27 protein-coding genes are annotated in these 23,329 nt (G+C 72.8%); 8 read left to right on the top strand and 19 right to left on the bottom strand.

The genetic code is table 11. The features are described from left to right. Nucleotides 1–119 precede the first annotated feature (119 nt). From sigJ to C4J65_RS15470, 10 genes are all read right to left on the bottom strand, one after another. Nucleotides 120–1,061 carry an RNA polymerase sigma factor SigJ gene (sigJ, locus tag C4J65_RS15425; RefSeq protein ID WP_115742917.1) on the bottom strand — a complete coding sequence of 314 codons (942 nt, stop codon included), beginning with the start codon at nucleotides 1,059–1,061 and terminating at the stop codon, nucleotides 120–122. Nucleotides 1,062–1,082: 21 nt separating this feature from the next. Next, the gene (locus C4J65_RS15430) at nucleotides 1,083–1,760 is read right to left on the bottom strand and encodes a potassium-transporting ATPase subunit C (protein WP_115742918.1); all 678 of its coding nucleotides are present in this window, start codon (nucleotides 1,758–1,760) and stop codon (nucleotides 1,083–1,085) included. Nucleotides 1,761–1,765: 5 nt separating this feature from the next. After that, a complete protein-coding gene (gene kdpB / locus C4J65_RS15435) occupies nucleotides 1,766–3,904 on the bottom strand; it encodes a potassium-transporting ATPase subunit KdpB (RefSeq protein ID WP_162833584.1) in 2,139 nt (712 codons plus the stop codon). Between the two features lie 59 nt (nucleotides 3,905–3,963). After that, nucleotides 3,964–5,628 carry a potassium-transporting ATPase subunit KdpA gene (gene kdpA / locus C4J65_RS15440; protein ID WP_115742920.1) on the bottom strand — a complete coding sequence of 555 codons (1,665 nt, stop codon included), beginning with the start codon at nucleotides 5,626–5,628 and terminating at the stop codon, nucleotides 3,964–3,966. A 7-nt stretch (nucleotides 5,629–5,635) separates the two neighbouring features. Beyond that, nucleotides 5,636–5,725, bottom strand: coding sequence for a K(+)-transporting ATPase subunit F (kdpF, locus tag C4J65_RS15445; RefSeq protein WP_037922167.1), 90 nt, complete (start codon nucleotides 5,723–5,725; stop codon nucleotides 5,636–5,638). Nucleotides 5,726–5,998: 273 nt separating this feature from the next. Next, nucleotides 5,999–6,787: an ABC transporter permease gene (locus C4J65_RS15450; protein WP_115742921.1), complete on the bottom strand. Its 789-nt coding sequence runs from the start codon at nucleotides 6,785–6,787 to the stop codon at nucleotides 5,999–6,001. Further along, complete coding sequence (locus tag C4J65_RS15455) at nucleotides 6,784–7,788, bottom strand: ATP-binding cassette domain-containing protein (protein ID WP_240330431.1); 1,005 nt, start codon at nucleotides 7,786–7,788, stop codon at nucleotides 6,784–6,786. Before C4J65_RS15455 ends, C4J65_RS15450 begins: the two co-directional genes overlap by 4 nt. 74 nt (nucleotides 7,789–7,862) lie before the next feature. After that, on the bottom strand, nucleotides 7,863–8,705 hold the full coding sequence (locus tag C4J65_RS15460; protein ID WP_115742923.1) for a DUF4097 family beta strand repeat-containing protein: 843 nt from the start codon (nucleotides 8,703–8,705) through the stop codon (nucleotides 7,863–7,865). Between the two features lie 125 nt (nucleotides 8,706–8,830). Then, nucleotides 8,831–9,349 carry a hypothetical protein gene (locus C4J65_RS15465; RefSeq protein ID WP_115742924.1) on the bottom strand — a complete coding sequence of 173 codons (519 nt, stop codon included), beginning with the start codon at nucleotides 9,347–9,349 and terminating at the stop codon, nucleotides 8,831–8,833. Between the two features lie 162 nt (nucleotides 9,350–9,511). Further along, the gene (locus C4J65_RS15470; RefSeq protein ID WP_115742925.1) at nucleotides 9,512–10,135 is read right to left on the bottom strand and encodes a carbonic anhydrase; all 624 of its coding nucleotides are present in this window, start codon (nucleotides 10,133–10,135) and stop codon (nucleotides 9,512–9,514) included. A 120-nt stretch (nucleotides 10,136–10,255) separates the two neighbouring features. Here C4J65_RS15470 and C4J65_RS15475 point away from each other — a divergent pair, with 120 nt between their 5' ends. Further along, nucleotides 10,256–10,594, top strand: a complete 339-nt coding sequence (locus C4J65_RS15475; protein WP_115742926.1) for a metalloregulator ArsR/SmtB family transcription factor — start codon at nucleotides 10,256–10,258, stop codon at nucleotides 10,592–10,594. Continuing rightward, on the top strand, nucleotides 10,591–10,758 hold the full coding sequence (locus tag C4J65_RS36345) for a DUF6126 family protein (protein WP_205351015.1): 168 nt from the start codon (nucleotides 10,591–10,593) through the stop codon (nucleotides 10,756–10,758). Before C4J65_RS15475 ends, C4J65_RS36345 begins: the two co-directional genes overlap by 4 nt. 15 nt (nucleotides 10,759–10,773) lie before the next feature. On the opposite strand, the gene C4J65_RS15480 is transcribed toward C4J65_RS36345, so the two are convergent. Continuing rightward, nucleotides 10,774–11,127, bottom strand: coding sequence for a metalloregulator ArsR/SmtB family transcription factor (locus C4J65_RS15480; protein WP_115742927.1), 354 nt, complete (start codon nucleotides 11,125–11,127; stop codon nucleotides 10,774–10,776). Nucleotides 11,128–11,386: 259 nt separating this feature from the next. Between C4J65_RS15480 and C4J65_RS15485 the strand changes: the two genes are divergently transcribed. Further along, the gene (locus tag C4J65_RS15485; RefSeq protein WP_205351016.1) at nucleotides 11,387–12,835 is read left to right on the top strand and encodes a GAF domain-containing SpoIIE family protein phosphatase; all 1,449 of its coding nucleotides are present in this window, start codon (nucleotides 11,387–11,389) and stop codon (nucleotides 12,833–12,835) included. Between the two features lie 19 nt (nucleotides 12,836–12,854). Here C4J65_RS15485 and C4J65_RS15490 read toward each other — a convergent pair whose 3' ends face one another. From C4J65_RS15490 to C4J65_RS15500, 3 genes are all read right to left on the bottom strand, one after another. Next, on the bottom strand, nucleotides 12,855–13,280 hold the full coding sequence (locus C4J65_RS15490) for an ATP-binding protein (protein WP_115742928.1): 426 nt from the start codon (nucleotides 13,278–13,280) through the stop codon (nucleotides 12,855–12,857). 109 nt (nucleotides 13,281–13,389) lie between these two features. After that, on the bottom strand, nucleotides 13,390–14,679 hold the full coding sequence (locus tag C4J65_RS15495) for a phosphatase PAP2 family protein (protein ID WP_115742929.1): 1,290 nt from the start codon (nucleotides 14,677–14,679) through the stop codon (nucleotides 13,390–13,392). Between the two features lie 78 nt (nucleotides 14,680–14,757). Then, nucleotides 14,758–15,378, bottom strand: coding sequence for a VOC family protein (locus C4J65_RS15500; RefSeq protein ID WP_115742930.1), 621 nt, complete (start codon nucleotides 15,376–15,378; stop codon nucleotides 14,758–14,760). Nucleotides 15,379–15,508: 130 nt separating this feature from the next. Between C4J65_RS15500 and C4J65_RS15505 the strand changes: the two genes are divergently transcribed. Then, the gene (locus tag C4J65_RS15505; protein WP_115742931.1) at nucleotides 15,509–16,093 is read left to right on the top strand and encodes a TerD family protein; all 585 of its coding nucleotides are present in this window, start codon (nucleotides 15,509–15,511) and stop codon (nucleotides 16,091–16,093) included. Between the two features lie 66 nt (nucleotides 16,094–16,159). On the opposite strand, the gene C4J65_RS15510 is transcribed toward C4J65_RS15505, so the two are convergent. Both C4J65_RS15510 and C4J65_RS15515 read right to left on the bottom strand, forming a co-directional pair. Next, complete coding sequence (locus tag C4J65_RS15510; protein WP_115742932.1) at nucleotides 16,160–16,891, bottom strand: ferritin-like domain-containing protein; 732 nt, start codon at nucleotides 16,889–16,891, stop codon at nucleotides 16,160–16,162. Between the two features lie 109 nt (nucleotides 16,892–17,000). Continuing rightward, nucleotides 17,001–17,663: a DNA-binding response regulator gene (locus C4J65_RS15515; RefSeq protein WP_240330432.1), complete on the bottom strand. Its 663-nt coding sequence runs from the start codon at nucleotides 17,661–17,663 to the stop codon at nucleotides 17,001–17,003. Nucleotides 17,664–18,269: 606 nt separating this feature from the next. Here C4J65_RS15515 and C4J65_RS15520 point away from each other — a divergent pair. The 4 genes from C4J65_RS15520 (at nucleotide 18,270) to C4J65_RS15535 (ending at nucleotide 21,904) form a co-directional block, all read left to right on the top strand. After that, a complete protein-coding gene (locus tag C4J65_RS15520) occupies nucleotides 18,270–19,130 on the top strand; it encodes an aldo/keto reductase (protein WP_115742933.1) in 861 nt (286 codons plus the stop codon). 284 nt (nucleotides 19,131–19,414) lie between these two features. After that, nucleotides 19,415–19,618 (top strand): cold-shock protein, encoded by a 204-nt coding sequence (locus C4J65_RS15525; RefSeq protein ID WP_003975209.1) that lies wholly within the window; start codon nucleotides 19,415–19,417, stop codon nucleotides 19,616–19,618. Between the two features lie 283 nt (nucleotides 19,619–19,901). Further along, nucleotides 19,902–21,494, top strand: a complete 1,593-nt coding sequence (locus tag C4J65_RS15530; RefSeq protein WP_115742934.1) for a DEAD/DEAH box helicase — start codon at nucleotides 19,902–19,904, stop codon at nucleotides 21,492–21,494. A gap of 80 nt (nucleotides 21,495–21,574) precedes the next feature. Continuing rightward, entirely contained in the window at nucleotides 21,575–21,904 is a 330-nt protein-coding gene (locus tag C4J65_RS15535; RefSeq protein WP_115742935.1) for an SCO5918 family protein, read from the top strand. A gap of 7 nt (nucleotides 21,905–21,911) precedes the next feature. Here C4J65_RS15535 and C4J65_RS15540 read toward each other — a convergent pair whose 3' ends face one another. The 3 genes from C4J65_RS15540 to C4J65_RS15550 are packed head-to-tail and all read right to left on the bottom strand — an operon-like array spanning nucleotide 21,912 to nucleotide 23,288. After that, nucleotides 21,912–22,265 (bottom strand): DUF952 domain-containing protein, encoded by a 354-nt coding sequence (locus C4J65_RS15540; protein ID WP_115742936.1) that lies wholly within the window; start codon nucleotides 22,263–22,265, stop codon nucleotides 21,912–21,914. Then, complete coding sequence (locus C4J65_RS15545; protein WP_162833585.1) at nucleotides 22,265–22,789, bottom strand: hypothetical protein; 525 nt, start codon at nucleotides 22,787–22,789, stop codon at nucleotides 22,265–22,267. Before C4J65_RS15545 ends, C4J65_RS15540 begins: the two co-directional genes overlap by 1 nt. Nucleotides 22,790–22,796: 7 nt before the next feature. Continuing rightward, nucleotides 22,797–23,288, bottom strand: a complete 492-nt coding sequence (locus tag C4J65_RS15550; RefSeq protein WP_003975205.1) for an RNA polymerase sigma factor — start codon at nucleotides 23,286–23,288, stop codon at nucleotides 22,797–22,799. Between the last annotated feature and the right edge of the window lie 41 nt (nucleotides 23,289–23,329).

Genomic DNA, 23,329 nt, shown 5'->3' on the forward strand with positions numbered 1-23,329 from the left:
TGTCCGGCGGAACTCGCCCCTTGAACCGGGCAGCCCGCTGATTCCTGACAGGGGTGGGGAGTGACGCGCACCACACTCCGGCCGGGGGTGGGGAGCGGCGGGGTCCAGGAGACCCGGGGTCAGATCTGGAACAGGGGTTCCCCGTGCTCGCCGGCCTCCCACCGGCGGGTGGCGCGTTCGAGCTTGTCGGGGTTGACCTGGTTGCGGAAGCCCGCGAGCCCCTCGGGGGTGACCTCCAGGCACATGATCCCGATGACCCGGCCGTGCACGACGGCCACCAGGGCGGGGTCGCCGTTGGCGGTGGCGGCGTGGATCTCGGCGGGACCGCCGGTCAGCTCGCGCTTGGCCCTGCCGGGCTTGAACAGGCCCCGCAGGAACGTCGCCACGGCGTGGGCGCCCTCGAACGCCTTGGCGCGGGCCGGCACCTTTCCGCCGCCGTCGCCGATCGACACGGCGTCCTGGGTGAGCAGTTCGACCAGCGGTTCGGTCCGGCCGCTGGTGGCCGCCGCGAGGAACTCGTCGACGATCCGCCGGGCCGCGGTCTCGTCGACCTCGGTGCGGGCCCTGCCCTGCGCGACGTGCTTCCTGGCCCGGTGCAGGGTCTGCTGGCTGGCGTCCTCCGTGATGTCGAGGATCGCGGCGATCTCCCGGTGCGGGTAGCCGAAGGCCTCACGCAGGACGTACACCGCCCGCTCGCCCGGGGAGAGCCGCTCCAGCAGGGCGAGGACCGCCAGGGAGACCGACTCGCGCTGCTCGGCCGTCTCCGCCGGGCCGAGCATCGGGTCCCCGGCGAGCAGCGGCTCGGGCAGCCACTGGCCCACGTAGGTCTCCCGGCGGGCGCGGGCCGAGGTGAGCTGGTTGAGGCACAGGTTGGTGAGGACCTTGGTCAGCCAGGCCTCGGGAACCTCGACCCGTGCGACGTCGGCCGCCTGCCAGCGCAGGAACGTCTCCTGCACGGCGTCCTCCGCCTCGCTCGCCGAGCCGAGGAGGCGGTAGGCGATGGCCTCCAGACGGTGCCTGGAGGCCTCGAACCGTTCCACGTCGCTCACGGTCAGGGCCATGGCCCGGATTGTAACCGCGGCTCAGCGGCCGGCCCCCGGCGCCACCAGTTCCCCGAGCGCGATGTTGAGTTCGAGGACGTTCACCCGCGGTTCGCCGATGAAGCCGAGGGTGCGGGGTGCGGTGTGCTCGTCGACGAGCTCCTGGACGCGCTCGGCGGGCAGGCCGTTCCTCTCGGCGACCCGGTGCACCTGGAGGTCGGCGTACCGCGGGGAGATGTCCGGGTCCAGGCCGGAGCCGGAGGAGGTGACGGCGTCCGCGGGTACGTCCTGCGGCCGCACAGGGTGTCCGGGCACGGAGTTGTCCTTGACGACGGCGGCCTTGGCGTCCTTCACCCACTGGACGAGTTCCGGGTTGTCGGCGGAACGGTTGGTGGCCCCGGACAGGATCAGCTCGTACTGCGTGTTGACGCTGTTGGTGCCGAGGCCGTTGGCGGGGCGGCCCTGGAACCATTTCAGGTCCGGCTCCGGAGTCTCCTGGCCCTCCTTCAGCGGCAGGTTGTAGGACTGGCCGATCAGGGAGGATCCGACGACTTTCCCGTCCGCCTCGATCTCGGAGCCGTTCGCCTTTCCGGGGAACAGCCCCTGGGCGACGCCGGTGACGACGAGCGGGTAGACGATGCCGGTGACCACGGTCAGGACGAGCAGGGCGCGCAGGCCCGCCGTGAACAGCCGGGCGGCGTTGGTCAGGGAGGTGTTCATGTCGGTCAGCCGATCCCGGGAATGAGCGAGACGATCAGGTCGATGAGCTTGATGCCGATGAACGGGGCGATCAGCCCGCCCAGTCCGTAGACGGCGAGGTTGCGGCGCAGCATCCGGTCGGCGCTCATGGGCCGGTAGCGCACGCCCTTCAGCGCGAGCGGCACCAGCACGAGGATGATCAGCGCGTTGAAGACCACCGCGGACAGGATCGCGGAGTCCGGGGAGGACAGACCCATGATGTTGAGCTTGTCCAGGCCCGGGTAGACCGCCGCGAAGAGCGCCGGGATGATCGCGAAGTACTTGGCCACGTCGTTGGCGATGGAGAACGTCGTGAGCGCCCCGCGCGTGATCAGCAACTGCTTGCCGATCTCGACGATCTCGATCAGCTTGGTGGGGTCGGAGTCGAGGTCGACCATGTTGCCGGCCTCCTTGGCGGCCGACGTGCCGGTGTTCATGGCCACCCCGACGTCCGCCTGGGCCAGCGCGGGGGCGTCGTTGGTGCCGTCGCCGGTCATCGCGACCAGCTTGCCGCCGGCCTGCTCGCGCTTGATGAGGGCCATCTTGTCCTCGGGCGTGGCCTCGGCGAGGAAGTCGTCGACGCCCGCCTCCTCGGCGATCGCCTTCGCCGTGAGCGGGTTGTCGCCCGTGATCATGACGGTCCTGATGCCCATGCGGCGCAGCTCGTCGAACCGCTCGCGCATGCCCCGCTTGACGACGTCCTTGAGGTGGACGACGCCCAGGACGCGGGCGCCGCGCCCGTCCTCGACGGCGACGAGCAGCGGGGTGCCGCCCGCCGCGGAGATGCGCTCGACGGCCGCGTCCGCGTCCTCGGTCACCGAGCCGCCGCGCTCCCGGACCCAGGCGACGACGGAGCCCGCCGCGCCCTTGCGGACCTTGCGGCCGTCGGCGTCCACGCCCGACATGCGGGTCTGGGCGGTGAACCCGATCCATTCGGCGCCGACGAGTTCGCCCGAAGAAGAGGCGCGAAGCGCTTCCTCAGAAGGGCGGTGGTGGGCGACGGGTGGGCGTTTACGCAGGCCGTACTTCTCCTTGGCGAGGACGACGATCGAGCGGCCCTCGGGGGTCTCGTCGGCGAGCGAGGAGAGCTGGGCGGCGTCGGCGAGTTCGGCCGCCGTCACACCGCCCACCGGCACGAACTCGGCCGCCTGCCGGTTGCCCAGCGTGATCGTGCCGGTCTTGTCGAGGAGCAGCGTGGAGACGTCACCGGCGGCCTCGACCGCGCGGCCCGACATCGCCAGCACGTTGCGCTGCACCAGGCGGTCCATGCCCGCGATGCCGATCGCGGAGAGCAGGGCGCCGATCGTGGTCGGGATGAGGCAGACCAGCAGGGCCACCAGCACGATCATGTCCAGGTGGGTGCCCGCGTAGCCGGCGAACGGCGGGAGGGTGGCGCAGGCCAGCAGGAAGACGACGGTCAGCGAGGCCAGCAGGATGTTCAGCGCGATCTCGTTCGGCGTCTTCAGCCGGGCCGCTCCCTCGACCAGGCTGATCATCCGGTCGATGAACGTCTCGCCCGGCTTCGTGGTGATCCGGACGACGATGCGGTCGGAGAGCACCTTGGTCCCGCCGGTGACCGCGGACCGGTCGCCGCCGGACTCGCGGATGACGGGCGCCGACTCGCCGGTGATCGCCGACTCGTCGACCGAGGCGACGCCCTCGACGACGTCGCCGTCGCCGGGGATGACGTCCCCGGCCTCGCAGACCACCAGGTCGCCGACCGTGAGTGCGGTGCCGGGGACCGTGGTGCCGTCGGCGCGGTGGGCGACGGTGTCGGTCCTGGCCTTGCGCAGGGTGTCGGCCTGGGCCTTGCCGCGGCCCTCGGCGACCGCCTCCGCCAGGTTGGCGAAGAGCACGGTCAGCCAGAGCCAGGCGCTGATCGTCCAGCCGAACCAGTCACCGGGATCGGTGAAGGAGAAGGCCGTGGTCAGCACGGAGCCGACGAGGACGACGAACATGACGGGCGACTTCACCATCACCCGCGGGTCGAGCTTGCGGAACGCGTCGGGCAGCGACTTGACCAGCTGCTTGGGGTCGAAGAGGCCCCCGCCGACGCGGCCCTGGCCGGGCTGGTGCCCGGAGGGTGCGTCGTCGTGCGGCGCCCGGGTCGGGGTGGTTGTGGACATCGCGTTCCCTTGGTTCCGCGGGTCGGTGTTCTGCGTGTCGGTGTTCTGCGTGTCGGTGTTCATGCCGCCAGCCCTTCGGCGAGCGGGCCCAGGGCGAGGGCCGGGAAGTAGGTCAGACCGGTGATGATCAGGACGGCGCCCACCAGCAGGCCGGCGAAGAGCGGCTTCTCGGTGCGCAGCGTGCCCGCGGTGGCCGGTACCGGCTGCTGCCGGGCCAGCGAGCCCGCGAGGGCCAGGACGAACACCATCGGCACGAACCGGCCCAGCAGCATGGCGAGGCCGAGGGTGCTGTTGAACCACTGGGTGTCGGCGTTCAGGCCGGCGAAGGCCGAGCCGTTGTTGTTCGAGGCGGAGGTGTAGGCGTACAGGATCTCGGAGAAGCCGTGCGCCCCGCTGTTGGTCATCGAGTCGCCCGGGGTGGGCAGCGCCATCGCCGCGGCCGTGAACACCAGGACCAGGGCCGGGGTGATCAGGATGTAGCAGGCGGCGAACTTGATCTCGCGGGTGCCGATCTTCTTGCCCAGGTACTCCGGGGTGCGGCCGACCATGAGCCCCGCGATGAACACCGCGACGACCGCCATGACCAGCATGCCGTAGAGGCCGGACCCGACCCCGCCCGGCGCGATCTCGCCCAGCATCATGCCGAGCATGGTGATGCCGCCGCCGAGTCCGGTGTAGGAGGAGTGGAAGGAGTCCACCGCGCCGGTCGAGGTCAGGGTCGTGGTCACCGCGAAGAGCGACGAACCGCCGATCCCGAAACGCAGCTCCTTGCCCTCCATCGCCCCGCCGGCCGCCTGCAACGCGGGGCCCTGGTGGGCGAACTCGGTCCACATCATCAGGGCGACGAAGCCGACCCAGATGGTGGCCATCGTGCCGAGGATCGCGTAGCCCTGGCGCACCGAGCCGGTCATGACGCCGAAGGTCCGGGTCAGCGCGACCGGGATCAGCAGGATCAGGAAGATCTCGAACAGGTTGGTGAACGGCGTCGGGTTCTCGAAGGGGTGGGCGGAGTTGGCGTTGAAGTAGCCGCCGCCGTTGGTGCCCAGCTCCTTGATCACCTCCTGCGAGGCGACCGCGCCCCCGTTCCACTGCTGCGGCGCGCCCAGGAACTGGCCGACCTCGTGGATGCCGGAGAAGTTCTGGATGACCCCGCAGGCCACCAGGATCACCGCGCCGACCGCGGCGATCGGCACCAGGACGCGGACGACGCCGCGGACCAGGTCGGACCAGAAGTTGCCCAGTTCACCGGTGCGGGACCGCGCGAAGCCCCGTACGAGAGCGACGGCGATGGCGATGCCGACGGCCGCCGAGACGAAGTTCTGCACGGCCAGACCGGCGGTCTGCACGACGTGGCCCATGGCCTGCTCGCCGTAGTACGACTGCCAGTTGGTGTTGGCGACGAAGGACGCGGCGGTGTTGAACGCCTGGTCCGGGTCGATGGAGGCGAAGCCGAGCGAGCCGGGCAGCACGCCCTGCAGCCGCTGGAGCAGGTAGAGGAAGAGGACCCCGGCGAGGGAGAAGGCGAGAACGCCGCGCAGGTACGCGGGCCAGCGCATCTCCGTGTCCGGGTCCGCCCCGATGCCCTTGTAGATCCACTTCTCGACCCGCAGGTGCCTGGGCGAGGAGTAGACACGGGCCATGTGGTTGCCGAGGGGGACGTGGGCGAGCGCCAGCGCGGCCATGAGGGCGAGCAGCTGGAGCACGCCGGCGAGGAGGGGGCTCATACGGTGCTCAGAACCTCTCCGGGTGGATCAGGGCGAGGACGAGGTAACCGAGCAGGGCGACGGCCACGATCAGGCCGACGATGTTCTCCGCGGTCACAGCTTCGTCACCCCCTTGGCGACAAGGGCCACGAACGCGAACACCGCGATCGTGGTGACGACGAAGGCCACGTCGGCCATCGCTGGCTCCTAGTGAGGTTCGGAAAAGAAGCTGACACCGAGATGAGAGCCCCCTTCCGACCGTTTTCGGCCGCCGTTGATGGCTTCCATACGGCGGCGCGAACGCCTTTGACACCTCTCTGACGACATGCGGGCGCCACCCGACGAGATGCCGGGTGGCGGAGATGCCGGGTGGCGCCGCTGCGGGGTCGCGCTACTTCGCGTCGCGGTTGAAGACCGACTTCGACCAGACGTAGCCGAGCACGGTGAGGGCGAGGCACCAGACGAGGGCGAGCCATCCGTTGTGCCCGATCTCGCTGCCGAGGAGGAGGCCGCGCAGGGTCTCGATGGCGGGCGTGAAGGGCTGGTACTCGGCGACCGGCTGGAACCAGCCCGGCATCGAGTCGATGGGCACGAAGGTGCTGGAGATCAGCGGGAGGAAGATCAGCGGCAGCGCGTTGTTGCTGGCGGCCTCGGCGTTCGGGCTGATCAGGCCCATCCCGACCGCGATCCAGGTGAGCGCGGTGGCGAACAGGGCGACCAGCGCGAAGGCCGCGAGCCACTCCAGGACGGTGGCGTCGGTGGAGCGGAAGCCGATGGCCGCGGCGACGGCGCCGACCAGGACCACACTGATCACCGACTGCAGCACGCTGCCGATGACGTGGCCGGTGATCACCGAGCCGCGGTGGATGGGCATGGTGCGGAAGCGGGCGACGATGCCCTCGGTCATGTCGTTGGAGACGGAGACCGCGGTGCCGACCGTGGTGGACCCGATGGTCATCAGCACCAGGCCCGGCACGAGGTAGGCGATGTACGCGGACCGGTCGGCGCCGCCGCCGATGCCGGCGCTCATCGTGTCCCCGAAGACGTAGACGAAGAGGAGCAGCAGCATGATCGGCGTGAGCAGGAGATTGAGGGTGAGGGACGGGTAGCGGCGGGCGTGCAGGAGGTTGCGGCGCAGCATGGTGGAGGAGTTGCGCGCGGCGAGGGTGAGCGTGCTCATCGGACCGTCTCCTTGGTCGCGTCGGTCTGGGCGGGGACGGTGGCGGTGAGGGCGAAGAAGACGTCGTCGAGGTCGGGGGTGTGGACGGTGAGTTCGTCGGCCTCGATGCCCGCGGTGTCGAGGCGGTCGAGGATGGTGCGCAGGTCGCGTTGGCTGCCGTCGCTGGGGATCTGGAGGGTGAGGGAGTTGTCGTCGGGGGTGCTGTAGGGCAGGGCGGTGGTGGCGGCGCGGTAGGTGGTGGGGTCGGTGAAGCGGAGCCGGACGTGTCCGCCGGGGACGATCCGTTTGAGTTCTTCGGCGGTGCCTTCGGCGGCGATCCTTCCGTCGTTGAGTACGGCGATGCGGTCGGCGAGTTCGTCGGCCTCGTCCAGGTACTGGGTGGTGAGGAAGACGGTGACGCCGCCGGTGACGAGTTCGCGGATGATCTGCCACATGGTGTGGCGGGAGCGGGGGTCGAGGCCGGTGGTGGGTTCGTCGAGGAAGATGATGCGGGGGTCGCCGACCAGGGTCATGGCGATGTCCAGGCGGCGTTTCATGCCGCCGGAGTAGGTGGAGGCGGGCTTGTGCGCCGCTTCGGTGAGGTCGAAGCGCTCCAGCAGTTCGGCGGCGACCCGCCGGCCCTCGCGCCGGGGGAGCAGGTGCAGGTCCGCCATGAGGAGCATGTTCTCCTCGCCGGTGATCAGGCCGTCCACGGCGGAGAACTGACCGGTGACCCCGATCGCGGCCCGCACGGCCTGCGGGTCGGCGGCGAGGTCGTGGCCCGCCACCTGGGCCTGCCCGCCGTCGGCGGAGACGAGGGTGGAGAGGATCTTGACGGCGGTGGTCTTGCCCGCGCCGTTCGGGCCGAGCAGCGCGAACACGGAACCGGCCGGGATGCGCAGGTCGATGCCGTCGAGGACGGTCTTGTCGCCGTACGACTTGCGCAGACCCACGGCGGAGACGGCGGCGGGTGCCTGCGGACCGACTCCCGAGGTGGTCGTGGGCATGACAGATGAAGGCATGGAGCCCTCCCGTTCGAGGGGATGACAGGGGATGACAGGGGTGGGTGGGTGACGGACGGGGGCGGGCCCGGCGCTCAGGCCTTGGCGCGGCGGACGTCGATGTTGCCGTACCGGGTGCGGGCGTGGACCTCGACGGTCTCCTCGGTCTCGGCGGGGCTGTCGGACGCGGCGAGGGTGTTGCGCACCTGCCCGCCGCTGGAACGGGCGTCGAGCCAGGCGGCGGTGCCCTCACGAATGCCGACCTCGATGGCGCCGTAGGAGGTCTCCAGGCGGACCTCGCCGCGGACCACCTCGTCCACCCGCAGGGTGCCGTGGGCGGTGGTGGCGGTGAGCGAGGCCTCGGCGTGGGCGACGTTGATGTCACCGTTGGCGTTCTTCACCCGCAGGTCGCCGAGCGCGGCGCCCACGGTCGTGGAGCCGTGCGAGTTCTTCAGTACGGCCGGGCCGTCGATGACGCCGACGCGGACACTGCCGGAGCTGGTGGTGATCTCGGCCGAACCCTCGACCCGGTCCACGGTGACCGAGCCGTGGGCGGCGGTGAGCTGGAGCGGCCCCGTCGTGTCCAGGCGGACGTCACCGCCCGGGGTCTTGACCCGGACCTCGCCGAGCCGGCCCTCGCCGAGGACCTGGGTCCAGGAGCCCTCCATGTCGACGCGCGATCCGGCGGGCAGCTCCACCGTCACGTCGACCGCGCCGGTGGGGCCGATGAAGCGGCGCTCCCTCGTGCTGATCGTCAGGACGCCGCCCGCGTAGGAGACCTCGGTCTGCTCGGCGGCCCGTACGTCCTTGTCCCGCCCGGGGTCGCCGGGCCGCACCTCGACGACCGTGTCGAGCCGGTCGCCCGCGGTGAACCGGATGGAACCGGCGCCCACGTGGGCGGTCACCGCGATCGGTTGGGGAGTGTCGAAAGAAGGCATGGCTGTACCGTCCTCGTGAGTCCGTGGGGTGTACCCGCAGGTGGGGCGTGGTGTGAGCGCGGTGCTGTGTTTCTCCCGGGGCGCGGGTGCGAGCGCGAGGGGCCGGGCCCGCCCCGGGGGCCGGCCTAGCGCACCCAGCCCGTGAAGCTCTGTCCGACGTTTCGGGTCCGCTCCGGCGGACGCGGGGTGCCGCCGCCGTCGACCGCGGCCGACACCGCCCGCACCAGCCAGGCGTTGACCGACAGCCCCTCACGGCTCGCGGCCTCCTCGGCGCGCGTCTTGAGGTGGGCCGGCAGGCGCAGGTTGACGCGGGCGGTGCCGCCCTCGTCGCCGTCGGCGGGTGGCTGCGCCTTGAGCGTCTCGACGGGCCCGGCCGGCTCCGCGGGGCCACCGCCCTCGGCGGGCGGCAGCGTCACCACGAAGTCGGGCTCGAGCCCGCGCAGCCGTACGTCGACGGAACCGGGGGCCAGGTCGCGGGTGATCTCGTCCATCGCGGCGGAGAGCACGTTGAGCATGGTCAGCCGGGTCGCCGACTCCAGCGGAGCGATGAGCCGCTCCGCCAGTTCGCGGGCTTCGTGGCCACCGGCCTCGGCGGCCACCGCGAGTTCACGGCGGAGGGTGTCGACATACGGAGTGAGGTCCATGACGCCATGATGGCACCACAATGGCGCCACACACAAGCCCGAATGACACCCGAATCGAGGCAATGGCGCCGCCATGGCCTTTGACCAGGGAAAACGAAGGTGAAACGCATGGCACCGCTATGGCGTCACGGTGGACACCATGGTGTGCCATGCGTCGGGCGGCTACTCCGGGAGCCCGTGGGCCGCCACGCGCTTCACCGTTCCCCCGGCCAGCCGGTAGGACAGGCCGACGACCGCGCACCGGCCGGCGGCCACCTCGTTCGCCAGCAGCGCCGAGCGCCCCACCAGCCCGTCGACGCTCCGGCGGATGTGCTCGTCCACGAACTGGTCGATCCCCGTACGGCCCAGGGCACGTGCCGCGAGCACGCTCGGGATCACCCGTTCCACCACGTCCCCGAGGTAACCGGCCGGTGCCGTGCCGCCGCGCTCGGCCTCGGCGGCCGCGGTGACCGCGCCGCAGGAGTCGTGCCCGAGCACCACCACGAGCGGTGCGCCCAGCACGTTGACGCCGTACTCGACACTGCCCAGCACCTCCGCACCCGCCACGTGGCCGGCCGTCCGCACCACGAACAGGTCGCCCAGCCCCCGGTCGAAGATGATCTCGGCCGCCAGCCGCGAGTCCGAGCAGCCGAAGAGCACCGCGAACGGATGCTGCCGCGGGGCCAGCTCCGACCGGCGGTCGGCGTCCTGGTTGGGGTGCAGACGGTCGCCGCTCACGAAGCGGGCGTTGCCCTGCAGCAGCGCCGCGTAGGCCTCGGCAGGGGAGGAAGGGCTCAGATCAGGCATGGGAGCAAGGTACTGGCCCGCTCGCGGAACCGCGGGCAGGCGGTAGAGTGGGAAAGACTTGCGGACTTCTTCAATTCATCAGTTGCCGTGATTCATACGTCCTTCACGGAGGTGATCGGGATGCCGGTTCCGCTGTACGAGGCGAAGGCCGACTTCTTCCGGATGCTGGGTCACCCCGTACGCATCCGGGTGCTGGAACTGCTGCAGGGCGGCCCGAGACCGGTCCGCGAGCTGCTCGCGGAGATCGAGATCGAGCCCTCGAACCTCTCCCAGCAGCTCGCCGTGCTCCGCCGTTCCGGCATCGTCACCGCCACCCGCACCGGCTCCACCGTCGTGTACGAACTGGCCGGCGGGGAGGTCGCCGAGCTGCTGGCCACCGCCCGGCGGATCCTCTCCGAGCTGCTCACGGACCAACGGCGGCTGCTGGAAGAGCTGCAGACCGCGGAGCCCGTCCGATGAGCGGGCGCGGCAGCACTGGGCGCCGCGACGCCGGGCGCGGCAACGCCGAGCGCCGGTTCGAGCGCGGCGTCGCCCTCCGGGCGGGTTTCTACATCTTCGGCACGCACCTGCTCGCCGGTTTCATCTGGCTGCTGTTCTACGTGGGCGAACACGCCCACAAGTGACCGGCCGCCGCGGCGCTACGGCCGCTCGGGCGCCGGCTCGGGCCGTCCGGCCCGGAGATCGGCGAGCAGTTCCGCCTGTCCGGCGAGCACACCGGACAGGATGCCGCGCGCGACCCTGAGCAGCTCCGCGACCTGCGGGCTGGTCAGGGAGTAGTACACCGTCGACCCCTCCTTGCGGGAGACCACCAGGTTCGCCCGGCGCAACACCGCGAGCTGCTGGGACAGGTGGGCCGGTTCGATCCCCACCTCGGGGAGCATCTCCGCCACCGCGTGCTCGCGCTCGCTCAGCAGTTCCAGGACGCGGATGCGCGCCGGGTGGCCGAGCGTCTTGAAGAACTCGGCCTTCAACTGGTACAGCGGCGTGCTCATCGTGCCTTCGCCTTCCTCGCGCCGCGGCGGCGCGGCCCGGTCGGCCCGCCCGGGGCGCGTCGCGCCCGTCCCGTCCTCATCAGCATGCCGCCCATCCTCGCCCGAGCCACCCGCCAGACCCGAATCCGCCGGGACGAACCCGGTCGCACCGGGACGGTGCCGGGTTACTCCGACCGGCTGTGGACGGACGGCACACCCCGGACCGCCGGGCGAGGGTGGGCGGAAGGCGATCCGCACGGCGGGAAGCGAGGCACGCGTGATGGCGGAGGAACGGCGGCGCTCACCGGACGAGCCGGCCTCGGCCGGCGAGGACTCCGGGGAGAGGCCCCGGGAGGGGGCCGCGGAGGGCTCCGGGGAGGGCTCCGCGGAGGGCTCCGGCGTCGGCGAGCCGTACGCCTCGCTCCTCGACCTGCCGCTCAGCTCCGACCTGAACCGGATCGGCGAGCAGCTGCACGCCCTGGCCCGCGCCCAGCGGACCCTGCAGGAGCTGCTCCAGGCGGTCGTGAACATCACCGGCGAGCTGGAGCTGCCCGCGGTGCTGCGCCGCATCGTGCGCACCGCCATGGACCTGGTGGGCGCCCGCTACGGGGCCATGGGCGTCCTGGACCAGGAGGGCAGGCTCCTGGCGGAGTTCATTCCACTGGGGCTCACCACGAAGGAGCTGGCCGACCTGGAGGGGGTGGAGCTGCCGCGGGGCAGAGGCCTGCTGGGGCACCTGATCCACCACCCCGAGCCGCTGCGGGTCAAGAACATCTCGCGCCACCCGGAGTCGGCGGGCTTCCCGCCCGGACACCCGCCGATGCGCAGCCTGCTCGGGGTGGCGATCAGTGTGCGCGGCCGGATCTACGGCAACCTCTACCTCTCCGAACGCAAGGACGGGCAGCCCTTCGACCGGCACGACGAGGGCGTGATCCGCGCGCTGGCCGGCACGGCGGGCGTGGCGATCGAGAACGCCCGCCTCTACCAACAGGTCCAGAACAGCAGCGAGCAGTTCCAGCGGCTGCTGCTGCCGCGCCTGCCCGACCTGCGGCCCTTCACCGCGGGTGCGGCCTACCGGCCGGCGAGCGCGCCCGCCGCCGTGGGCGGCGACTGGTACGACGCCATGCTGCTGCCCGGCGGGGCCTGCGCGGCGGTGATCGGCGACGTCGTGGGGCACGACCTGCGGGCCGCGGCCGACATGTCCCAGATCCGCAACATGCTGCGCGCCCTGTACTACGACCCCGGTGCCGCGCCCAGCACGTCCCTCGCCCGGCTCGACCGGATCATGAACGCGGCCCTGGACGAGGCCCCCGTCGCCACGGCGCTCCTCGCGCGGCTGGAGCCCGCCGACGGCACGTGGCAGCTGCGGTGGTCCAGCGCCGGCCACCCGCAGCCGCTCGTGCTGCTGCCCGACGGGCGGGTCCGCTACCTGGACGTGGAGCCCGGGCTGCCCCTCGGGGTGGCGCCGGACCTGCCGCGGCCCGACCACTGCCGGCCCCTGCCGGTGGACAGCACCGTCATCCTGTTCACCGACGGCCTCGTGGAGGTCCCCGGCCAGCCGCTGGACCGGGGCCTGGACGCCCTGGCCGTCGCCGCCTCCCGGCTGGCGGGACTGGCGCCCGAGGAGCTGTGCCGCGCCCTGGTCGCCCACCGGCCCGGCAACGGCCACGACGACAAGGCCGTCATCGCGCTGCGCACCCCGCCCCTGACGAGCTACGGCTCCTCGTGACGCCGGGCCGGTCCGCGCCTCACAGCGGGAGCGTGATCCAGATGCTCTTGCCCCGGCCGTCGCCGTCGCCCCGGACCACCGCGGTGCCGCCCAGGGTGCCGGTGAGCTCCATGACGGTCGCCAGGCCCCCGGCCCGGCCGGTGGTCTCCGCGCCGTACAGCCGCGGCTGGTGCGGGTGCCGGTCGTGCACGGCGAAGGCCAGGCAGTCGTCGCCGACCGCGTACGTGACGGTCACCTGCTCGCTCGGCGGCGACGCGTGGCGGACGCTGTTGGTGACCAACTCGCTGAGGATCAGCAGGGCGGGTGCGACGGTCGGGTGCCCTGGGTTCACGCCCCACTCGGCGAGCGCCTGCTCGGCGGTCTCGCGGGCCACCCGGACCGCCGGGGGCGCCGCGGGCAGGGTGAGCACGTGCCGGTGGGGCAGGGGCTGGAGCAGGGTGCTCATCGCGTCTCCACAGGGGAACCCGGTCCGCGGCTTCCTGCGGACCCGGGGACCCCAGCATCCAACGACTTGCGAACTTTCGCAATTCAGCAGACATGCGGCCCCGGGGCGCTCAGGCCGCCTCGAGCCGTGGTTCCGGAAGGGCCGGCGGCGTCGCGGTCACCGGCTCCCACCCCTTCGTGGTCCGTACGTACCCGTGGATCACGGAGGTCATCGCCAGCAGCAGGAGCGGTCCGAAGACCCACGGATGCCGGGCCATCTCCAGCGACAGGTAGCGCGTCGAGGCCAGGATCGCGGCGAACACCAGCGCTCCGTGGGCGACCAGCAGGCTTCCCGACCGGTCCCAGCCGCGGTCCAGGGAGCGCAGCCCCGCCTCGACCGTGACCGCGAACACGACGCCGGCGATGAGGTCGATGGCGTAGTGGTAGCCGAACCCCAGCGTCGCGGTGAGCGTGGCGACCAGCCAGAACGTTCCCGCCCAGCGCAGGACCCGCGGACCCTTCCGGGAGTGGATGAAGATCACGGTGGCCCATGCCGTGTGCAGGCTGGGCATGCAGTTGCGAGGGGTGACCCCGTCGTACGTGAACGCCTGGGGCGGGCCGACCGGCGGGAGCGTGTGCGGCCACAGGTCGGCGATCGCCCACTCCGTGCCGCCGGTGCCGAAGGCCCCGGTGCCGTAGGCGAAGACCGGTCCGACGACCGGGAAGATCATGTAGATGCCCGGCCCGAGCAGGCCTATCAGCAGGAAGGTGCGGACCAGGTGGTGGCGCGGGAACCGGCGCTCGGCCGCCACCCTGCGCAGCTGGTACAGCGCGACGACGACCGCGGCCACCGCGAGCTGGACGTAGACCCAGTCCAGTACGTGCCCACCGACCGCGCCCGTGGCCTCGACGGCCCGCCCCACCAGCCACGACGGGTTCCCCAGCGCGTGGTCGGCGGTCGCCACGTACGGGTCGAGCACCTCCGGACGCGTCTTCGACGTGATCAGCAGCCAGGCGTCACCGGTCTTGCGGCCCGCCACCAGCAGGAGGCCGAGCCCGACGCCCTTCAGCAGGAGGATCCGTTCGGGACCGGTGCGCCGGGTCACGGCGACGACGCCGCAGCCCAGGACCACCCACAGCGCTCCGTTGCCGAAGGAGTGGCTGCCGGACGCGGTGGCGTCCGCCGCCCACCGCACCAGGGCGACGGCGAGGTCGATACCGACCGCGACGGCCGCGGCGACCAGCCGCTGCCGCCAGGTGAGGACCACCATCGTCAGCGCCAGCCCGGCGTAGAGCAGGGGCCCCGAGGCGGGGGCGAACACCAACTCCTCGGCCTGGTTGGTCATCGGCCCCGGCAGGCCGTAGCGGCGCGCGGCGATCTCCAGCGCGACGAGGAACGCCAGGGTCGCCACACCCGCCACGGCCCAGAGTCTCGCCCGCGTCCCGCCCCTGGGTATTCGCGGTGTTTCCCGTGAAGACATGCACAGGAAACTAGCCCATCAGTGGCTGAGCTCCGGCTGCCAGGCGAAGCCGTCCGGGTCGGCGAACGGACGGGTGCCGCCGGAGACGACGAGACGGTGGGAGCCGGTGCCGTCGGCGGAGACGCCCGCGACCTTGGCGAGGGCCCGGCGCTTGTAGAGGGAGAGCTTGACGGTGCCCGGGCCGGTGGCGAACTCGACGTACTTGCCGCCGAAGCTCTTGCCCACGGTGAGGCCCTGCTCGACGTAGAACCGCTTGGTGGCCTTGACGTCCTCGACGCCCAGGAGCAGCACGATCTCGTCCACGTCGCGGGTGACCGGGGCGGTGTCCTTCTTCGCCGAGGTCGCGATCTGCCAGACCGTGCCGTCCGGTGCCCGCACGACTCCGCCGTAGCCCCACAGCGACTTCGCGGCGGGCTTCAGGACGGTGGCGCCGGCGTCGACCGCGGCGGTGAACAGGGCGTCGACGTTGCCGGGCTGGGCGACGACGAGCGACAGGGTGAAGCCGCGGAACCCGCTCGTCGGGTCGTCCGAGGCGCGGAACCGCACCCGCGATCCGTCGAGCCCGAAGGCGTCGGCGTAGAAGCGGGCGGCGGCCTCGGTGTCGGCCACCTCGAGGGTGACGGAGTCGATGGAGTTCATGTCCTAGACGGTATGAGCGGGCGGGCCCGCGGTGCTTCTCGAAAACTGACCGACCGCCCCGCCCTGCCGAAACGTTCCGGCGCCAGGCAGACTCTGGGGCACAGGCACGACCACGGAGGATGACGTACACATGATCACGCTCACCAAGGAAGGCGGCCCCGCGGACCTGGACGGAGTGACCCACCTGTCCATCGGCGTCTCCTGGGACCCCACCGCCGGCAGCAGCGGCGGAGTGCTCGGCAAGCTGCGGCGCAAGACCGGCACCGACCTCGACCTGATCGCCGTCGCGCTGCAGGGCGGCGACCCGGTGCGGCTCGCCGGCCTCGACTCGCTCGACCCGATGGGCAACGGCTCGCTGCTGCACAGCGGCGACAACCAGACCGGTCACGGGGACGGTGACGACGAGACGGTGACCGTCGAGTTCGCGCGGCTCCCGAGCGCCATCACCTCGATCGTGTTCGTCGCCGCCGCGTACAAGAAGGGCAGCTCCTTCCAGAAGGCGCGCAACATCAGCTTCAAGGTCTACGACGCGACCGGGGGCAGCTCGGAGCAGGTCGCCGACATCTGGCCCAGCCTGCTCAGCCAGGACAACGGCTGTGCCGTGGCCAAGGCGGTGCGGGTCGGCGGCACCTGGAAGCTGGAGGTCGTCAACGAGACGGGCAAGATCAAGCAGGGCGACGAGCACGCCCTGATGCGCTTCGCCGTCAGCAAGTAGTACGGCGGTACGGCCCGACGGGGACGGTACGGCCCGACGGCGGGCGCCCGGCCGCCGCGCCGGTCCTCACGCGCCGCCGGACCAGGCGTCCGGCCGCGGGGTCAGTACCGCGTCGGCCACCTCGGCGGACGAGGCCATGACGTCGGCCGCGAACCGGCGCCGGCCGACGCCGAGCCGGCGCAGCCCCGCGCCGTGGTCGGCGGCGACGACCACGGTGGCGGCGAGCAGGAGCAGCCGCCACAGGGCCATCACGGGGCGGCGGGTGACGGCCGGGAGCTCGGCCAGCGAGTGGTGCAGCCGCTCGCAGTGGAAGGGCACGTGGCGCCGCTCGTCGGCCAGGATCCGGCCCGCCACCTCCGAGGTCAGCGCGTCGTCGGTGCCGTCCCGCAGGGCTCGGTAGTAACGCAGCGCCACGACCTCGGCGATCATCAGCACCAGCAGTTCGGTGCGCAGGCCCAGCAGCCGCCGCAGCCGTACGAAGACGGTGTCGCTCCAGTGGCCGCTCAGCGTCGGCCGGCCCCCGGCGGCCAGCAGCCGGGCGAGCAGCCGGGCGTGGTTCTGCTCCTCGGCGACGAAGAGCCGCACCGCCCGCGCGTAGTCGGCGTCGCCCGCCTCCTCGGCCTTGGCGACGAGGTTCGCGCCGTCACCGTCCTCGCCGACCTGGAAACGCTGGATGCCCGCCCACACCGCCCGGTGCAGTACGGCGCCCCGCGCCCAGTCCGGATCGCCCTGTGCCGCTCTGCGCTCCCGCTCGTCCTCGAACCGCCGTGTCCACTTGGCGAACCCGTCCGTACCCACTGCGCAGCCCCTCCCCGGGACACGGCCGCCGTGCCCTGGAAGGGGACGACGCAGCCGGACGCCGATCCGTTCCCCGCGGGCCGTCCCGGCCGTCGCGGCCGTCGCGCCGTCAGCCGCTCAGCCCCAGTTCGCCCGCGCGCACACCCGCCTGGAACCGCGACCCGGCGTCGAGCGCGTCGAGCAGCTCGGCGACCCGGCGCCGGTAGGTGCGCAGCGACATGCCCAGTTCCCGTGCGGCGGCCTCGTCCGTGGCGCCCGAGCCCAGCGCGCGCAGCACCGTCCGGCTCCCGGCGTCGAGGTGCGGCTGCTCGCCCCGGAGGAAGGACGCGAGGTCGGTGGCCGCCTGCCAGGCGGCTTCGAACAGGGCGTGCACGCCGCCGACCAGGGTGGGCGCACCGGTCACGGTGTACGCGCGACCGCCGGGCGAGTCCGCTCCGGCGAGGATCGCCCAGCGCCGGTCGATGATGATCGTCTCCTGCGGCAGGGCACCGGCGGCGATCCGCACCCGGGCGCCCCGGGCAGCCAGCTCGGCCAGGTGCGCCCGGCCGCCCTCGTCGGCCAGTGCGGCCGGGCTGAGCAGCTTGCGGACGTGCGCGGCACCGCTGTCCCGCACCCGTGCCTGGGCGACCTGCCGGGCGGCGGGACGGGGCCAGGTGTCGAGGTCACGGGCGGCGCAGACGAACTCCTCCCGGACCGAGGAGAAGAGATGCCCGGCACGGGCCAGCAACTCCGTGTCACCGTGCACCGTCATGCTCTCTGCCATGGGGGCCATACGCCCATTGTGACGCCTCCGGCCGGAGCGCCCGCCGCACGCTCCCGCACTCCCGCAGGCAGGCGCCACCGACACCCGGGTCACGACACCCCCGCCGTCACCGCCCCCCGGTCCCCGGTCCCCGGCACCACCGGACGCCACGCCGCTCACCGGACACTCCCGCACTCCGCCAGGACCGCCGACGGTCTCCACGCCGCTCGCGGGACACTCCCGCACCCCCACAGGCCGACACCGCCAACCGCCCGATGACCCCTGCACCCCGACGCCCTCGGCGACAACCGGGACCCGACACCCCCCGCCGTCACCGCCCCCCAGCCCCCGTCACCGCCCGACGCCCCACCACCCACCGGACACTCCCGCACTCCGGCACTCCGGCACCCCACAGGCCGGCACCGCCACCCGGCCCCGGCCCCCGGCACCACCGGACGCCACGCCGCTCACCGGACGCTCCGGCCCTCCGGCCCTCCGGCCCTCCGGCGCCCGCAGGCCGGGACCGCCGACGGTCCCCTGGCCACTGCGTCCCGACGGGCGACGTGCCGCGGGCGGGGCTTGGCAGCAAGCTGCCACGGGCTCGTCGGCCGGGGGCGCGGCGCGCAGGGTGGGGGCATGAGCAACGACTTCCGCCTCGGTGGCGACCTTCCGATCGGGCGGCTCGGCTTCGGAGCCATGCGCCTGCCCACCAACAGCTTCCACGGCCCGGCCCGCGACCCGGAGACCGGTCGCGCCGTGCTGCGCCGGGCCGTGGAACTCGGCGTCGACCACATCGACACCGCCGCCTTCTACACCAGCGGCGACGGCTCCGTCCGCGCCAACGACCTGATCCGCGAGGCCCTGCACCCCTACCCGGACGGCCTGGTGATCGCCACCAAGGTCGGCCCGCTCCGCACCCCGGACGGCGGCCTGGAGGCGACCACCGATCCGGGTGCGCTGCGGGCCCTGGTCGAGGAGAACCTGGCGGGCCTCGGGGTCGACCGCCTCGACCTGGTCTACCTCCGCATCGGCGGCATCCAGCCGCCGCCGCACGGCGAGTCCGTCGCCGCCCGCTTCGAGGCGCTGGCCGCGCTGCGCGAGGAGGGCCTGATCCGGCACCTGGGCCTCAGCCACGTGGACGCCGGGCACCTCGCCGAGGCGCGGGCGATCGCACCCGTCGCGGCCGTCCAGAACCGCTTCCTCCGCGCCGACCGGCGCGACGACACGGAGGTGCTGGCCCGCTGCGAGGAGTCCGGCATCGCCTACGTGCCGTACTTCCCGCTGGGCGGCGGCCTGGACGACATCGGCGGCGACCGCGTCGCCAAGGTCGCGGACCGGCACGGCGCCACGGTCCCGCAGATCGCCCTGGCCCGGCTGCTCGCCTCCTCGCCCGTCACCCTGGCCATCCCCGGCACGGGCTCCCCGGCCCACCTGGAGGAGAACGTCGCCGCCGGGTCGATCGTCCTCACCGCCGAGGACCTCGCCGACCTCCGCTGACCCCGCCCGCACGGACGTGTCCTTTGTCTCGGTACGGGGGGTTTCCGCACCACGTACCGGCGCTGTCCGCCAGGTCGGCGGGGGAACCCGGCGGCCGCGCGGGGAATATTCCCCCGGCGGCCGATCGGGCCAAGATTATCGCCGGCACCCGGCCGATCACGGCGTGCTACTGTCGGACGAAGTTGCAGTTGTGGTTGCCTGAAGGTTTTTTCCGACGGGGTGATCATCACGGCGACCGGAGTGCACACAGGGTGAACTCCGAGCACCGTACCGAAGGAGAAAACATGGCTTCCGGCACCGTGAAGTGGTTCAACGCCGAAAAGGGCTTCGGCTTCATCGAGCAGGACGGCGGCGGCCCCGACGTCTTCGCCCACTACTCGAACATCAACGCGCAGGGCTTCCGCGAGCTGCTCGAGGGTCAGAAGGTGACCTTCGACATCGCGCAGGGCCAGAAGGGCCCGACGGCCGAGAACATCACCCCGGCCTGACGCTCACGCACACCGCGCAGCTGGGGCCCGCACCTTGGGGTGCGGGCCCCAGCTCGCCGCGTTTCCGGGCGCACGGCGCCCCGCGGGGGCCACGGATGTCGCCCCGCGCACCCGCCCCGCCCGCGTTCATCGCATCTCCGTGTTCCCCCGCATTCACCAATTCTCCCGGTCCGCCCGGCCCACCACGCCGAAATCGACCGGTCCGGCTCGTTCTTGCGATTCCCTGCGCCGCTCATCCGCTGCGGGTCTCCCTTGATACGTGCCGTATCAAGGAAGGTTCCCCATGAACCGCGCACGCACCAACGACCGCCGGCGCGCCGGCGACGGCCCCCGTCGCTCCCGTTCGGCCGGCCGCCCCCAGAACTCCGGCCGCCGCCCGGCCGCCGCGCCCCAGGGCGGCGAGTTCGCCCTGCCCAAGACCGTCACCCCGGCGCTGCCCGCCGTCGAGACCTTCGCCGAACTGGACCTGCCGGCCCGCATGCTGGCCGCGCTCGGCGACCAGGGCGTGACCGTGCCGTTCCCGATCCAGGCGGCGACCCTGCCGAACTCCATGGCCGGACGCGACGTGCTCGGCCGCGGCCGCACCGGTTCGGGCAAGACGCTCGCCTTCGGTCTCGCCCTGCTGGCCCGCACGGCCGGCAGGCGCGCCGAGCCGCGGCGTCCGCTCGCCCTGGTCCTCGTCCCCACCCGTGAGCTGGCCCAGCAGGTCACCGACGCGCTCACGCCGTACGCCCGCGCCGTGGGCCTCAGGTCGGCCACCGTGGTCGGCGGCATGTCCATCGGCCGGCAGGCCGGGGCGCTGCGCTCCGGCGCCGAGGTCGTCGTCGCGACGCCCGGACGGCTCAAGGACCTCATCGACCGCGGCGACTGCGCCCTCGGCGACGTCACCATCACGGTCCTGGACGAGGCCGACCAGATGACCGACATGGGCTTCATGCCGCAGGTCACCGCCCTGCTCGACCAGGTGCAGCCGGACGGGCAGCGGATGCTGTTCTCGGCCACCCTGGACCGCAACGTCGACAAGCTGGTCCGCCGCTACCTGACCGACCCGGTGGTCCACTCCGTCGACCCGTCGGCCGGTGCCGTCACCACGATGGAGCACCACGTGCTGCACGTGCACGAGGAGGACAAGCAGCGCGCGACCATCGAGATCGCGGCGCGCGACGGCCGGGTCATCATGTTCCTGGACACCAAGCACCGGGTGGACCGGCTGGTGAAGCACCTGCTGAAGAGCGGGGTGCGCGCCGCAGGCCTGCACGGCGGCAAGTCCCAGCCGCAGCGCACCCGGACCCTCGCCCAGTTCAAGGACGGGCAGGTGACGGCGCTGGTGGCGACCAACGTCGCGGCCCGCGGCATCCACGTCGACAACCTCGACCTGGTCGTCAACGTGGACCCGCCCGGCGACCACAAGGACTACCTGCACCGGGGCGGTCGTACGGCCCGGGCCGGCGAGTCCGGCAGCGTCGTCACCCTGGTGACGCCGGACCAGCGGCGCGAGATGACCCGGCTGATGTCCCTGGCCGGCATCACCCCGCAGGTCACCCCGATCCGCTCGGGCGAGGCGGAGCTGGCACGCATCACCGGTGCGCAGGCCCCCTCGGGCGTCCCCGTCGTCATCGCCGCACCGGTCGTGGAGCGCCCCCGGCGCGCCGCCGCCGGCGCGGGGTCCTCGTCCCGCGGCCGCCGCGGCCGTTCCGCCCAGGGACGCGGCAGCGGACAGGGGGCCGGCGCCCAGGCCCGCTCCGGCGCCGCACAGCCCCGCACCGCCGGCCAGGGCCGCGCCGCCCAGGGGCGGCCCACCGGCGAGTCCCCGCGCCGCAGGCCGCGCCGCCAGTCCACCGGCGGCTCGGCCGGTTCGACCGGCTCGGCGGCCTAGGACACCCGCCCCCCGGGTTCGGACCCGGTCCGGACCCGGGTCCTGACCCCACCCGCCCCATTCCGCTCGTTGGAGGCATCATGCGCTGTGTCATCGCCCGGTATCCGTTCGACCTCACCAAGAGCGGGGTGCTGGACTCGATGAAGGGCGTCACGCCCGAACCCGTCACCGGTGAGTCCGTGACCATCGGCCGCCGCCGCTACCCCGTCAAGCAGGTGGGCGAGGTCGTCACCCGGCAGGACCGGCGCGACTTCAGCGGCGGCGAGGTGACCCGGGCCATGGCCCGCCTCGGCTTCACGTGCCACCCCGCCCCCGGGGCCGAACCCGCGCCGTCGGCGCCCGCCACGACGCCGGTCGAGACGGCGTCCGCGCTGCTCGGCGGCACCGTCGGCACGCCCCAGGAACTCTGAGGCCGGATCAGAACAGGCCCGTCGCCCGGCCCTCGTCGTCCCAGCGGACCTCCAGCACGCGCTGCACGGCCGCGCGGTCGACGGGGCCGAACACGTGCGGGAACAGGGTGCCCCCGGCGACTCCGGGCGGCGGGGCGGCTTCGGCCGCCTCCCACACGCACCTCGCGGTGAGCCGGTCCTCGTCCAGGAGCAGGGCCGCCAGAGGCCGGGGCGCGCCGCGGTAGAAGGCGTTGACGACGGCGAGCGTGGTCTCCTCGTCGGGCGAGCAGTGGACGAACCCGTCCTCCGTGAGGGATGCGGGCGTGTACGGCCGGCCCGGGTCGGCGTTCCACTCGGCGAGCGGCACGATGTGGTAGATCATCACCCTGTTGTAGCAGCCGCGCCGTCCGTGGCAGGCGTGGGCACCACGGTCCCGGGCGCGTTCGACGGTGTCTGCCGCACGGGCGGGTGGCTCGGCCCGGCCGAGGGTTCGGACGAAGGCGTCGACGACGTCGACGGCGATGGCTCCGACGGCGACGGTGTGGCGTCGGCCGGCGCGGTTTCCTCGGTCGGCAGTGCGGGGCCCGTGCCGGGCGCCCGGGTGGAGTCGCTCGGCGGCGCCGGGCTCGGTGTGGCCTCCGGCGTGGGGGCGGCCGGGGCCGGGGCCATGGGCGGCGTCGGGCGCGCGGGCGGGGCGGGAGCCGCCCAGTTCAGCGGCAGCGCGATCAGGGCGGCGGCGGCAGCGGTCGCGGCGGCACCGGCGGCGGCGCGCAGCAGGCGCCGCCGGGACGCGGCCCGGCGGATCGCCTCGTAGCGGCCCGGCGGCGGGCCCAGGAAGTCGGCGCCCGGACGCAGCACGACCAACAGCGGATCGTCGCCGTCGCGTTCGAATCCGGGCTCGTCCATCTCGTCCTCAAGGCGTGTGGTCAAGGCTTCTCCTCAGATGGACGCGGAGCAGTTCGCGGGCCGCGTGCAGGTCGGCCTTGACGGTTCCCTCCTTGCGTCCGGTCAGCACGGACACCTCCCGGATCGGCATGTCGGCGTAGTAGTGGAGCAGGATCGGCACGCGCAGCCGCTCCGGCAGCGACTGTACGAGCAGCCGCACCGAGGGGTCGGCCTGTTCGGGGTGCGGACGTACGGCGACCTCCGCGGTGACCCGGCGCACCGCCCGGCGCTCGCGCTCCAGCTTGCGCCAGTGGTCGCGGACGAGGTTGGCGGCGGTGACGTAGAGGAAGCCGCGGGGCTCCTCCACGGACGTCCAGCGCGCCCAGAGCCGGGTGAACGCCTCGGAGGCGATCTCGTGGGCCGTCTCGTCGTCGTCGACGAGACGGCGGCACCAGCCGGCGAGGCGCGGATACAGGGCGGCGAACAGCTCGGACGCCGCCCTGTCACGGGACCGTTTCAACGCTCTCCATGGTCGTGGGGCTTTGCGGTGCGCACCAGGTG

The sequence above is a fragment of the Streptomyces sp. CB09001 genome, from assembly GCF_003369795.1.
Classification (GTDB): Bacteria; Actinomycetota; Actinomycetes; order Streptomycetales; family Streptomycetaceae; genus Streptomyces.

Bases quoted from the DNA above. Each gene is read 5' to 3' on its own strand.
- C4J65_RS15485 (WP_205351016.1), top strand. From the start codon at position 11,387: ATGGCGGAGGAACGGCGGCGCTCACCGGACGAGCCGGCCTCGGCCGGC.
- C4J65_RS15505 (WP_115742931.1), top strand. From the start codon at position 15,509: ATGATCACGCTCACCAAGGAAGGCGGCCCCGCGGACCTGGACGGAGTG.
- C4J65_RS15490 (WP_115742928.1), bottom strand. From the start codon at position 13,280: ATGAGCACCCTGCTCCAGCCCCTGCCCCACCGGCACGTGCTCACCCTG.
- C4J65_RS15430 (WP_115742918.1), bottom strand. From the start codon at position 1,760: ATGAACACCTCCCTGACCAACGCCGCCCGGCTGTTCACGGCGGGCCTG.
- C4J65_RS15455 (WP_240330431.1), bottom strand. From the start codon at position 7,788: ATGCCTTCATCTGTCATGCCCACGACCACCTCGGGAGTCGGTCCGCAG.
- kdpB (WP_162833584.1), bottom strand. From the start codon at position 3,904: ATGTCCACAACCACCCCGACCCGGGCGCCGCACGACGACGCACCCTCC.
- C4J65_RS15450 (WP_115742921.1), bottom strand. From the start codon at position 6,787: ATGAGCACGCTCACCCTCGCCGCGCGCAACTCCTCCACCATGCTGCGC.
- kdpA (WP_115742920.1), bottom strand. From the start codon at position 5,628: ATGAGCCCCCTCCTCGCCGGCGTGCTCCAGCTGCTCGCCCTCATGGCC.
- C4J65_RS36345 (WP_205351015.1), top strand. From the start codon at position 10,591: ATGAGCGGGCGCGGCAGCACTGGGCGCCGCGACGCCGGGCGCGGCAAC.
- C4J65_RS15530 (WP_115742934.1), top strand. From the start codon at position 19,902: ATGAACCGCGCACGCACCAACGACCGCCGGCGCGCCGGCGACGGCCCC.
- C4J65_RS15465 (WP_115742924.1), bottom strand. From the start codon at position 9,349: ATGGACCTCACTCCGTATGTCGACACCCTCCGCCGTGAACTCGCGGTG.
- C4J65_RS15545 (WP_162833585.1), bottom strand. From the start codon at position 22,789: ATGGACGAGCCCGGATTCGAACGCGACGGCGACGATCCGCTGTTGGTC.
- sigJ (WP_115742917.1), bottom strand. From the start codon at position 1,061: ATGGCCCTGACCGTGAGCGACGTGGAACGGTTCGAGGCCTCCAGGCAC.
- C4J65_RS15470 (WP_115742925.1), bottom strand. From the start codon at position 10,135: ATGCCTGATCTGAGCCCTTCCTCCCCTGCCGAGGCCTACGCGGCGCTG.
- C4J65_RS15520 (WP_115742933.1), top strand. From the start codon at position 18,270: ATGAGCAACGACTTCCGCCTCGGTGGCGACCTTCCGATCGGGCGGCTC.
- C4J65_RS15535 (WP_115742935.1), top strand. From the start codon at position 21,575: ATGCGCTGTGTCATCGCCCGGTATCCGTTCGACCTCACCAAGAGCGGG.
- C4J65_RS15515 (WP_240330432.1), bottom strand. From the start codon at position 17,663: ATGGCCCCCATGGCAGAGAGCATGACGGTGCACGGTGACACGGAGTTG.
- C4J65_RS15480 (WP_115742927.1), bottom strand. From the start codon at position 11,127: ATGAGCACGCCGCTGTACCAGTTGAAGGCCGAGTTCTTCAAGACGCTC.
- C4J65_RS15460 (WP_115742923.1), bottom strand. From the start codon at position 8,705: ATGCCTTCTTTCGACACTCCCCAACCGATCGCGGTGACCGCCCACGTG.
- C4J65_RS15475 (WP_115742926.1), top strand. From the start codon at position 10,256: ATGCCGGTTCCGCTGTACGAGGCGAAGGCCGACTTCTTCCGGATGCTG.
- C4J65_RS15500 (WP_115742930.1), bottom strand. From the start codon at position 15,378: ATGAACTCCATCGACTCCGTCACCCTCGAGGTGGCCGACACCGAGGCC.
- C4J65_RS15540 (WP_115742936.1), bottom strand. From the start codon at position 22,265: ATGATCTACCACATCGTGCCGCTCGCCGAGTGGAACGCCGACCCGGGC.
- C4J65_RS15525 (WP_003975209.1), top strand. From the start codon at position 19,415: ATGGCTTCCGGCACCGTGAAGTGGTTCAACGCCGAAAAGGGCTTCGGC.